The 12,138-nt window shown below is 35.7% G+C and carries 8 protein-coding genes and 2 pseudogenes; 4 read left to right on the forward strand and 6 right to left on the reverse strand.

The window, feature by feature from the left end:
* Positions 1 to 31 precede the first annotated feature (31 nt).
* From A9G42_RS00500 to fdhD, 3 genes are all read right to left on the reverse strand, one after another.
* Positions 32 to 1,270, reverse strand: a complete 1,239-nt coding sequence (locus A9G42_RS00500) for a nucleoside permease (protein ID WP_065583465.1) — start codon at positions 1,268 to 1,270, stop codon at positions 32 to 34.
* Between the two features lie 59 nt (positions 1,271 to 1,329).
* Positions 1,330 to 2,148 carry a purine-nucleoside phosphorylase gene (locus A9G42_RS00505; protein ID WP_065568446.1) on the reverse strand — a complete coding sequence of 273 codons (819 nt, stop codon included), beginning with the start codon at positions 2,146 to 2,148 and terminating at the stop codon, positions 1,330 to 1,332.
* Between the two features lie 278 nt (positions 2,149 to 2,426).
* The gene (gene fdhD / locus A9G42_RS00510; protein ID WP_065583464.1) at positions 2,427 to 3,233 is read right to left on the reverse strand and encodes a formate dehydrogenase accessory sulfurtransferase FdhD; all 807 of its coding nucleotides are present in this window, start codon (positions 3,231 to 3,233) and stop codon (positions 2,427 to 2,429) included.
* A 183-nt stretch (positions 3,234 to 3,416) separates the two neighbouring features.
* Here fdhD and A9G42_RS00515 point away from each other — a divergent pair, with 183 nt between their 5' ends.
* Positions 3,417 to 3,947 (forward strand): DedA family protein, encoded by a 531-nt coding sequence (locus A9G42_RS00515; protein WP_065583463.1) that lies wholly within the window; start codon positions 3,417 to 3,419, stop codon positions 3,945 to 3,947.
* Here A9G42_RS00515 and mscM read toward each other — a convergent pair.
* The 3 genes and pseudogenes from mscM to A9G42_RS00530 form a co-directional block, all read right to left on the reverse strand.
* Positions 3,944 to 6,442, reverse strand: a pseudogene (gene mscM / locus A9G42_RS00520) (miniconductance mechanosensitive channel MscM); the annotation flags it as partial. The gene A9G42_RS00515 and the pseudogene mscM overlap by 4 nt on opposite strands.
* Positions 6,443 to 6,569: 127 nt before the next feature.
* Positions 6,570 to 7,415: pseudogene (asd, locus tag A9G42_RS00525) on the reverse strand (archaetidylserine decarboxylase); the annotation flags it as partial.
* A 476-nt stretch (positions 7,416 to 7,891) separates the two neighbouring features.
* Positions 7,892 to 9,325, reverse strand: a complete 1,434-nt coding sequence (locus A9G42_RS00530) for a sodium:proton antiporter (RefSeq protein ID WP_065652329.1) — start codon at positions 9,323 to 9,325, stop codon at positions 7,892 to 7,894.
* 295 nt (positions 9,326 to 9,620) lie between these two features.
* On the opposite strand from A9G42_RS00530, the gene rlmF reads away from it, so the two are divergent.
* The 3 genes from rlmF to A9G42_RS00545 form a co-directional block, all read left to right on the forward strand.
* Positions 9,621 to 10,613, forward strand: a complete 993-nt coding sequence (gene rlmF, locus A9G42_RS00535; RefSeq protein WP_065652330.1) for a 23S rRNA (adenine(1618)-N(6))-methyltransferase RlmF — start codon at positions 9,621 to 9,623, stop codon at positions 10,611 to 10,613.
* A gap of 560 nt (positions 10,614 to 11,173) precedes the next feature.
* Positions 11,174 to 11,431 carry a transposase gene (locus A9G42_RS00540; RefSeq protein ID WP_082212193.1) on the forward strand — a complete coding sequence of 86 codons (258 nt, stop codon included), beginning with the start codon at positions 11,174 to 11,176 and terminating at the stop codon, positions 11,429 to 11,431.
* Positions 11,431 to 12,138, forward strand: a 708-nt coding sequence (locus A9G42_RS00545) for an IS3 family transposase (RefSeq protein WP_065652331.1), incomplete at its 3' end; no start/stop codon positions are given. The genes A9G42_RS00540 and A9G42_RS00545, both read left to right, overlap by 1 nt.

Below are 12,138 nucleotides of genomic sequence, written 5' to 3' on the forward strand. Positions count from 1 at the left end.
CTAAAGTCCGCTAATCTACATAAACAAGGGATTACTCTACAGAATTGTTTTTAGTATAGTTATAATTAAATGAATAATAAAAAACAATACCTAGCACAAGTGCATAACAAGCAAAAATTAACCAAATTGTTTGCCAATCCTTAACACCATTATGCGTACAGATGTCAACAACAACACCACTTAAAATTGAGCCAAAATAAGCACCAATTCCGTTGACCATGGTCATAAATAGTCCTTGAGCGCTAGCTCGAATATTTGAGTTAACTTCTTTTTCAATAAAAATAGAGCCTGAAATATTAAAAAAGTCGAATGCACAGCCGTAAACGATCATTGAAAGCATAAGTAGTGCAAACCCGAAAGGCGTTGGATCACCAAATGCAAATAAACCAAATCTGAGAGTCCAAGCAATTATGCTTATCATTATGACTTTTTTAATACCAAATTTTTTGAGAAAAAATGGGATAGTTAAGATAAACGCAACTTCAGCCATTTGTGAAACAGATAATAAGATAGCGGGGTATTGTACAATTAAACTATTTTGAAATTCCTGGGTTTTACCAAAATCATGTAAGAAAGCGCCACCAAAAGTATTAGTGACTTGTAATATTGCACCAAGCAACATAGCAAATAGAAAAAATACAGCCATTACTGGGTTTTTAAATAACACAAACGCATCTAACCCTAAATAAGAACTCCAAGACTGTTTTGGTTTTTTTTGCGTTTCGATATTGGGTAAGGTTGAGCTATAAATCGCAAGTATTAAAGAGGCAATGCAAGCAATATAGAGTTGAGCAGCGCTCAACTCTAATTTACATAAACTGACAGTCCACATTGCAATAATAAAACCTACTGTACCAAAGACGCGTATTTTAGGGAATGTGGCTACCGTATCTAAGTTATCTTTATCTAAACAGTGATAACTAATTGAGTTAGATAAAGCAATAGTAGGCATATACGCTAACGCATTGCCTAACATCGCCCAAAATAAAAGCGTTGCATTGTTTATTGATGCAGCATAAAAAAGTGCAATTGCACAAATGGCATGGCAAAACATATAAAGATGTTTGGCTTGCAAAAACTTATCAGCGATAATACCAACAATAAATGGGGTAATTAATGCAGCCAAAGCTTTAGTGCTAAAAATCATTGATACTTCAACACCTGAAAAGTGCAAAGTATTTAGTAGATAAGCACCAAAAGTCACCAACCAGCTTCCCCAAATAAAATATTGGAAAAACATCATTATTTTTAATCTATTTTTTATGTTCATTGTTTATTCCTAAAATAAAGTAAAATCTTTTATAGAAAACCACAAATAAAAAGTACTGATTAAAAACGTTCAATCGTTTTTGTAATAAGTTGTAAAAAGGTTGATTTAACGCGTTCTGCTGTTTCTATCACTTCTTCATGCCCTAGCGGTTGATCTAAAATGCCACAAGCCATATTGGTTAAGCATGAAATACCAATGGTTTTTATACCTGAATGATGCGCTATAATGGCTTCTGGTACGGTTGACATACCAACCGCATCGGCACCTAAAACGCGGATCATTCTAATTTCGGCTGGTGTTTCATAAGTTGGGCCAGTCCACCAAGCGTAAACACCTTCACGTAAGGTAATATTAAGTTCATTTGCTACATCCATTACTGTTGCGCGCAATTGTTTGTTATAAAGTTCACTTACATCTAAAAAGCGCACGCCTAAATCAGGGTTATTAGGTCCAATAAGTGGATTATTAGCAGTTAGGTTGATATGATCGGTAATCAGCATTAAATCGCCTGGTTTAAAGCCAGTATTCACAGCGCCACATGCATTAGTAATAATCAATTTTTCAACACCTAACATTTTCATCACTCTAACAGGAAAAGTGACTTGATCTAACGAAAATCCTTCATAATAGTGAAAGCGACCTTTCATTGCCACTACTGTTTTGTCGCCACATTTTCCAATAACTAGTTCATTGGCATGACCAACGGCGCCAGATTTTGCAAAATGAGGAATTGTGTCATAAGCAATATGAACGGCATCTTCAAGTGTATCGGCAAAAGGTCCTAGACCTGAACCTAAAATAATACCAATAGTTGGTTTTTTATCTGTGTGTTTTTGAATATAGTTAACGGCTTGTTGAATATCTGAAGTTTGATGCATGATGGTATCCTTTCAAAAAGTTAAATGCTAAAGTAAAACAGGCACAATAAAATAAATAATAATAACCTATTATTTAGCTTAATTGGATAATAAGCTTATAAAGTAACTAAAAAACAGAGTAAACTCTGAGGTATATATTATGATGATCTTCACTCAATAAATAAAGGTGAGAATGGCGGCATCTTGGATTGAATAAGATAATTTTTTTTATTCTTTATTATTCAATAAATTAAAAATTAATTTTTGATAATCAAAATTGATCAAGGCGAAAATCGGCATTAGATTAGTCGATCTTCACCAGAATAGATCACGCTTTTATCACCTCTAAAAAATCCTAATAACGTCAAGTTACACTGTTTGGCTAAATCAACAGCCATTGAGGTTGCAGCTGAAACCGCTAACAAAATCTCTACACCACAATTAGCCGCTTTTTGTACCATTTCGTAGCTAGCACGGCTTGATACTAATACCACGCCTTGTTGAAAGTTAGCGTTGTTAGGCAATTGCATTGCTCTAAATCCAAGCAGTTTATCTAATGCCACATGCCTGCCAATATCTTCAAAACCTGCTATAAATTGCCCTTTCAAATCTAACCACACGGCCGCATGTGTGCAACCAGTCTGTTCACCTACATGTTGAACTTGTGATAAATAGTTTAGCGTAGCACTAAAATCAGTTAGCTTAATCTGGCTTGTTAAAGGCAAAGAAGGAATGGCTTGGTAGACTTGATCTATTTGCTCAGTGCCACAAATACCGCAGCCTGTGCGCCCAGCCAAATTACGGCGTTTCTCCTTTAGTTCACTAAAGCGCCGAGACGAAAGTTCAATTTGCACTTCTATACCTTTGGAGCTATCAACAACATCAATACCATAAATATCATTAACCGATTGAATGATATTCTCAGTTAATGAAAACCCAATTGCAAAATAATGTAAATCTTTTGGTGTTGCCATCATTACCACATGAGAAATTCCGTTATAAATTAATGCAATTGGTTTTTCAATAGCTAGTGTGTCAGGTTGTGGATTTTGTAGTTCACTATTTTTAAATTTACGCACAAGAATTGATTCAATACCGATTGTCATAATTTACCTCTTATTAATTGGGTTATCATTAAAGTTATCATAAGTGCAAGCTCAAATGTTAATAAATTTAAAAAACGCTAATGCTGTGTAAAATTATACAATAGATAGTGCTCTTAGCTCTAAACGCCTAATATTATGGTAAAATGGTTGATTATAATCAATTGATAGTTCACAAGCTAACCCATGTCACTACACGAAATCACATTGACAACCATGCAATTTATTGAGCATCATCAAATTTGGGCGTTACCGATTATATTTTTATTAGCATTTGGTGAGTCATTGGCGATTGTCTCGCTTTTGGTTCCTGCCACTGCCGTTTTATTGGGGATAGGCGCTCTAATCGGTGGCGGTGCAATATCATTTTTACCTGTATTAATTGCTGCTACCATGGGAGCTGTTTTAGGGGATTTCTTATCTTATTGGTTAGGAAAGCACTATCATCAACAAGTTATTGCTTCATGGCCTCTCAATAAACACCCTAAATTAGTTTATCGTGCCGAACAATTCTTTTTGCGCTATGGAGTGCTAGGAGTGTTTATTGGGCGCTTTTTTGGACCATTACGTGCAATTGTGCCATTAATCGCTGGCACAATGCATATGCCAGCTGCCAAATTTAATCTGGCCAATATTGCATCTGCACCCGTCTGGGCATTTGTATTGCTTGCTCCCGGCGCTTTCGGTGTGCCATGGCTAGAGACACTATTTAACTAAATGGTACCAACAGTATAACTACGACGTCCACTTTTGCGACCTAACGCTTCCAAATTGGTTTGTAATGGTGGGAATGGTAATGTCAAATGATGTTCACGATAAGCTTCAAGTATTAGCTTATGTATAGCGCTTCGGAGCATCATGCGGTGTCCCATCTCGGCAGCAAAAACACGTAACTCAAACAACTGAATGCCTTCTTGAATATCTACTAAAAAGACTTGAGGTTCAGGATCGTTAAGCACATATTCACATTCATTTGAAGCTTGTTGTAGTAGTTTGATAACCAGATCACTATCTGCATCAATCGTTGCTGGAATGGTTAACACAATACGCGTTATCGAATCAGATAACGACCAGTTTACCAATTGTTCAGTAATAAAAGCCTTATTAGGCATTACAATTTCTTTGCGATCCCAATCCACAATGGTAATGGCGCGAGTATTTATTTTGGTGATATTGCCTGTTAAATCACGAATTGTCACTGTATCACCAATGCGTACTGGTTTTTCGAATAAAATAATTAAACCCGAAATAAAATTAGCAAATATTTCTTGTAAACCAAAACCTAACCCAACACCGAGTGCAGCAATAAGCCATTGAATTTTAGACCAATCGATACCAATAAAAGAAAACGCAATCATGCAACCTACCATCAAAATAATATATTTTGAAACGGTGGAAATAGCATAGCCTGTTCCTGGAGCTAGCTCTAGATGTTGTAAAATGCCTAATTCTAACAAAGCAGGCAAATTTTTGACTAACTGCACGGTAATTGTCATGATTAAAATCGCAATGCATACCGCTCCAAGAGTAATGTATTGCTCAATTTCAGTGCCGTTAACAATGGCATTTGTTTTCCACAGTTTAATATTATTCATAAAGGCAAAAGCTGAATGTAGCTCTGACCATAACAAAATCATACTAATGAGCGCAATCATCATAATAATTGATCTCACTAAATGTAAAGATTGAGCACTAATAGCATCTAAATCAATAATGGGTTCATCAACGTTGTCGCTAAGTGAATTAATATCTTCATCGTGTGATTTGGCACGTTGCATGCGCTCTAAACGACGTTGCTTGGTGCGCTCAAATTCAATACGGCGCTTTTGGATCCACATCCAACGGCGAATCATAAAATAAATAACTAACAGTGCAAACCAAATAATGACCGATGCTTCAAGACGCCCCAATAGCAATTGGGCCGTCGATAAGTAGCCCAAACAAGCCGCAATAATGGCAAGCCATGGCGCACTCAATAAGATAAACCATAAAATATGACTTAATAAATTATCACCAGAGCTTTTTTTATCAATATAAAGAGGAACCCCTGCACGATGAATGGCGTTAGTCATAAACACTAAAGCAAAGCAGAGGCAAATAAAAGCCGTGCGACCAATGGTGCCAGCAAATTGACGATTGTTGTACTCGTCAAAACTCATGACTATCATTACTAATGGAATCACAAGCCAAATCGAAAGTTGATAATATTTCATTGCTGCACGTACGCTACGTTCAGGCCAACCAAAGTGGGCAATAAAAAGCCCATTCGATGAGGCAAAATGGGCTGAAATAATAAATACCCATAAAATTGGTGCTGCTGCATTCACCCCATAACCTAATGCAAAGGCGACGGGATAATCCCAATTAATCTGCAACGCATAACCAAACACCGCCCACAAAATTGGTACTGGTAACGCCATAATTAATGAAAACATAACCACTTTTAGCGTTAAAGAATAACTATCTTGTGTTACTTTACCGACGCGGCTCGCTGATTTATTTAAAAAAATGTTATATTTAGCGCGCATCTTAAAATGCGCAAACACAAACATTAACGACAAAATAATTAAAAACAGTGGCTTTGGCGCACTAAGCACTTCTGCGCTCGCATTATAAAGTTGTGAAAGGGTATCGATTGAAAAAATCGCATAAACCACATCTTTAGCTAAGTTGATTGGATAGCTCATCGATATTGGGTTGACATCTGCCACCCAAAAAAAGTAACGATGTGCAGCATCGTTCACTTCGTCAATTGCATTGGTGAGTTGCTTATTTGCAATTTTTAATTTAGTTAATTCTAAGATGGTGGTATCCGTGCCAGAAATAAGCGTCTTAAGTAATTCGGTTTGTTCTCGAATTAAACGGCGATATTGCGTGGCTTCTTTCACACTATTAAGTGGATTGGTTAAAGTTGGATAATCACCTAAGGAAGTTAAAATATTGCTATAATTAAGTTGTTGGGCTTTTGCTTCGGCAATTTCGGCATCAAGTGCTTGCGATTTAGGTTTTTCGGGTAAGCGTAATAATTGTTGACGTAAAGTTTCGCCAAGCGCTGTTGAAAAGCTCAGCCATTCACCTTGCTCATCAAGCGTGGCTAGCGTATTTTGTACATGTGAAATCTGTGTAGTGATATTGTTTTGTTCATTAATAATACTGGTTAAATGCGTTTTTTGTAGCTCCATATTTTGTCTGAGCTCATCATTTTTATCACTCAACTGGTGAACAACTTGTGAAAGATCTTCTTCATTATTAATGATTGGCATGGTTTCTTCAGCAAAGGTGAGTGAAGAAAACAACACCACAGCAAGGCACAAAACACTACGAATCCACATAAAGCTATATCCTATTGGCTAATTTTCGACCCACACGAGTAACATCCCCCACCTTAAGATAGCTTTCAAACTCAATGGCATTTGATGCAAAGAGCGTAATAACCGTTGAGCCTAATTTAAAGCATCCCATATCTTGTCCTTTGGTTAATTGTATGCCTTCGGCATAATTCCAGCGTTTCATAATACCTTCACGCGGTGGCGTAATAATGCCTTCCCATAGCACTTCTATACTACCAACAATGGTTGCACCAACTAAAATTTGTGCCATTGGCCCAAATTCGGTTTCAAATAAACAAATTACACGTTCATTACGTGCAAAAATATTTGGAATGCTTTCGGTTGTTGCTTTATTGACTGAAAATAGTGAACCAGGCACATAAATCATCTCACGCAAAATACCGTCACAAGGCATATGAAAACGGTGATAATTTTTAGGTGATAAATAAGTGGTTACATATGAACCATTTTTAAAAAACTTAATCATATCAGCATGACAAGCAACCAGAGATTCTAAAGAATAAAAATGCCCTTTAGCTTGTAACATTTGGGTATCTTGAATAGTACCAAATTGGCTAATGACACCATCGGCCGGCATAATAACTGAGCTATCTCCAGTATCAATCGGGCGCGCATCATCATTCAATTCACGAGCAAAAAAATCATTAAATGTTTTAAATTCTTTTGCATCGCTAATTTTTGCTTCGCTCAAATCTACTTTATATAGTTTACAAAAGCCCATAATCATCCATGTTGTGACCTTTCCCAACTGTTTTTTGGCAAGCCACCCAAATATAGCGGTTAATACCTGTTTAGGTAGAAGATACTGAATAATTGCTTTTAACTGATTTAACATATATCACTCTCAATAAGTTCGCAAATGCGAACATTATAACAATATTTACACATAAAGTGTAAAACGACTGAATCTTATAATATATGATATTGGTTACTTACATTTTTAACACATTGCACACCACAGAAAGCAATATTGTTCATCATTGTATGCATTAGTCACCTAAGTTAGATAAAATTTATTTAACAAAATGGTATGGAAGTAATGAAATAAAAATTCACTTAGTGAATCATCACTTGAGCGGAAAACCTGCACTTCAACTTGATGATGGATGACAATTGATGTGTATTTTGCCACCATAATTAATGAGTGGTGAGGGCTATTTAAAACGCCAAAATGAAAATTTATTAAGGCGTTATTCTTGTCGAATTTAAAGCAAAATTCACAATATGGCGGTAAATAGAAATTATTTTATCCATAGGTATTTTAGTGCTTAATTTTTAAATGAAATAATCATATTATTTGATTATGTGCTACTACTCGCTAAAAAATACAAAAAAGACTAAATTATCGATAATAAACACAGGAATTAATATACATATTGACCATTTCATATAACCAAAAAAGCTGGGCATATTAATCTTATTTTGAGTGGCAATGCTTTTGACCATAAGATTAGGCGCATTGCCGATATAACTCAGTGCCCCCATAAAAACCGATCCCATTGATATAGCGAGTAATGTCTTGTTAAGTGTTGTCATTAATATTACCGCATGACCCGATGCCAAATTGAAAAAAACAAGATAGGTTGGTGCATTATCTAAGAAACCCGAAAGCAAACCAGATAACCAAAAGTACATACTATTAACTGGCTCGCCTTGAGAGTTGGTTACTAGCGATACTAAAGGCGCTAGCGCGCCGTTGCTACCCTTGTGCAAAATAGCTAGCACAGGCACAATAGTAATAAAAATGCCAATAAATAGCTTTCCAACTTCAACGATGGGAGCCCAATTAAATTCATTACCTGCACGTACTTGTTTCGGGGTTATTTTTATCGAAATTATTGTTATGGTAATGAAAATAATATCGCGAATTAAATTAGATAAAGTAATGTGTGCATCTAAAACGGTAAAGTAAATTGATGAGTGCCAAATGCCCGACATTAGTACACTAGCAATAATTACCAATAATAAAAAAATATTTCTTATACCATAAATTTTAACTTTTGTACTTTTTGTGGTTGAAGCCAAAGTGGGCAAATTACCATATTGTAAACGAAAGTAGTGGCAATCAATCATATAATAAATAAATAATAACAACAATGAGTTAAGTAAAATCGGCAATAACATATATTTAACTGTCCAGCCAAAATTAACACCTTTTAAAAAGCCAATGAATAAAGGTGGATCGCCCAGTGGCGTTAGCCCGCCACCAATATTGGCGACTAAAAAGATAAAAAAGATAATCGTGTGCACGGCGCAGTTTCGCTCTCGATTGGCTCTGATTAAAGGACGTATCATTAACATTGCTGCGCCTGTAGTACCCATGATTGAGGCTAATACCGTTCCGATTGCCAGCAAACCAACATTTAGCTTGGGTGTGCTAAGCACATCGCTTTTAATCAAAATTCCGCCTGAAACGGTAAATAGTGCCAACAATAACAAGATAAAAGGAAGATATTCCACCATAATTGCATGAACGGTAATATTGATGGCGGTTTGCAAACCAAATGAAAACAACAAAAAGGCTAAAAATAACAACGTCCAAAAAATAATGATTTTGCCGTAATGGTAGTGCCAAAGTTGTGGCAAAAATAGCGGAATTAACGCAATAGAAAGTAATATCCCCACAAAAGGAATCGCCCAAAGTAGTGATAAATCATATTCGTTAAAACCCATTGCATAAAGATCAAAAGGGAAAAGCAATAATACAAAAAGTGATACCAGCGGTAAGTTAAAATAATTTTTCATGTCATTTTTTACTTTTTTAAATTGGTGCAATTATAACAAATAAAAACTAAAATTAATTTTAAAAAGCGTTTTATTACGTTTTATTCAGTTTTATCAATTAAATACCACAACAGAGACAATTGAAATATTATAATCACGCTATTATAAGCTGGCGTTAACGATAGAGGGTAATAAATTGCTGTACTGATTATTTTCTACTGATATTACACGTGTTTTGCGATGTCGGTATTTTCGCTTAATTGCTCTAAATATTTTATAATAGCGACTATTTAATTTTCAATAAAATAGGAACAGTGTGCCAGTATCATTCAAAAAGCCTTCTTTGCATAGCCGTAATAAACATCAAGACGGTTATTATTTTGATCTGCTCATTCAAACTTTGCCTAGTTTGGCACAGTTTGTTAAGCCCAATGGTTATGGCAATTTGTCGATTGATTTTGCCGATCCTAAAGCAGTTAAAATGCTCAACAAAGCGCTTTTACTCCATTATTACCAGTTATCGTGGTGGGATATTCCTGATGGTTATTTATGCCCGCCAGTTCCTGGAAGGGCGGATTATATTCATTCTTTAGCAGATTTATTAGCACAAGACAACGGTAATCAGATCCCTTGTGGCAAGCAAGTGAAAGTGCTTGATATCGGAGTTGGTGCAAATGTGATTTACCCTATTCTTGGGCGGGCTGAATATGGCTGGTCGTTTGTGGGTAGCGACATTAACCCGATCGCTATTAAAACAGCATCGTTAATTTGCCAAGCTAATAACCTATTAAATGGATATGTGTTATGTCGATTACAGAAAGACAAGACGGCAATTTTTAAACATATTATTAAACCCAAAGAATTTTACATGCTAACACTGTGCAACCCACCATTTCATTCTTCTGAGCAAGAAGCATTAGCCAGTACGCGTAAAAAGCTGACAAATTTAGGTAAGTTAACAAGCCCAACACAAAAAGCAGTTCTTAACTTTGGTGGGCAACATGCTGAGCTTTGTTGTCAAGGTGGTGAAAGTGTTTTTATTACAAAGATGATTAAAGAAAGTGTAGTGTTTAAACATCAATGCTTATGGTTTACTTCGTTAGTATCTAAAAAATCCTCATTAGAATTGATACAAAAACAATTAAAAGCGACAGGTGTCATTGATAGTAAAATTATGCCCATGGCACAAGGACAAAAAGTAAGCCGATTTGTGGCGTGGACATTTTTTAATAAAAATGAGCGTAAAGATCTTTTTAAAAAGATTTCAGGCAATACATCCGTTTCAATAAAAAGCAACTCAGCATATTAACTGTATTTATTTTAAAAGCATTACAAAGGTAAACCAAATATGGGGGGAGGCGTGTCAATTTAGATTTTATTGGTGGTTGAATCTTAATATCGACACCGTTTTTAAGGTATTTAATAGAATAGTAAGTCGTTTTAAATAAAAACGTTAAGTATTGGCGGGTTATTTTACTCGCTTTGGATAAGCTTTGAGTAAATTGTTGTGTGCGTTTTGTTCTGATAACCAATAGGCGTAATTAAAAATAGGAAATGCATTTTTATACATACTTAGATAGATGCAAAAGCACTAGTGAAGGAAAACAACTGGAGAATTTATTTTACTCATCGGATATTTATTTTATTAAAATGAATTCCGATGAGTAGTTAGTATTTATCAGATTAAGTTTGGGCTAATACGGCGTAGCTTTTAAATAATAGGTGGCGGGTTATGATTTATTTCATACCCATTTTTCATTATCTAAAAATCACTAACCATTTAGATGCACCTTTATGTAACTACCCCCTAAAATAGTACAGCAAAAAAGTAGAAAATTCTCTATGATAAAAGTAAAAGAGGATTTAATTATGAAAAAAATGACTGAACATCAAATCGTCGCTATTTTAAAAGAAGCAGAGGCAGGTGTACCCGTTAAAGAGTTGTGCCGTACATATGGCATGGGTAATTCAACTTTCTATAAATGGCGAGAAAAATACAGCGGAATGGAAACGTCGGATATTAAACGCTTAAAGGAGCTGGAGGCTGAAAACCGCAAGCTTAAGCTGATGTTTGCCGAACTGAGCTTAAAATCTCAGCTTCAGGAAGAAATCATAAAAAAGCTTTAGTGCCCACAAAGGCACGTAAAACGTGGGCAAAGCAACTACAACAAAATCATTTGGTTACTATTGCTATGAGTTGTGCCATTGTTGGCTTAAGCCGCTGTGCTTACTATTATCAACCTAAGTTACTGGATGATTCGGTGATTGTTTCGGTGTTGAATGCTATCACAGATAGGCATTTACGTTGGGGCTTTCCTAAATGTTTTCATCGTATCAGAAAGCTCGGCTATCAATGGAATCATAAACGGGTATATCGGGTGTATTGTGAATTAAAGCTTAATCTCAGGGTAAAGCGTAAAAAACGCATTCCTCCACGATGCCCAGAAAGGTTATTAGTCCCCAATAAACAAGGTGAATGTTGGTCAATGGATTTTATGAGTGACAGTAGTCGTAATCAACGTCGCTTTAGGACATTCAATGTCATCGATGACTTTAATCGTGAGGCGTTAGGTATTGATATTGCAGTAAGCTTACTCGCAGGAAGGATTACCCGTTACTTAGATAAACTGGCCGAATATCATGGGTATCCATTAAAAATACGGGTCGATAATGGGCCAGAATTTACAGGAAAAACCTTTATAAACTGGGCTAAATCACATGATATAACCATTGATTATATCCAGCCCGGTAGCCCTTATCAAAATGGCTATATTGAACGATTTAATCGTACCTATCGTACTGAAGTACTCGATTTATATCTTTTTAACAACTTA

This window comes from Gilliamella sp. Nev6-6, from assembly GCF_001690605.1.
Lineage (GTDB): Bacteria > Pseudomonadota > Gammaproteobacteria > Enterobacterales > Orbaceae > Gilliamella > Gilliamella apicola_C.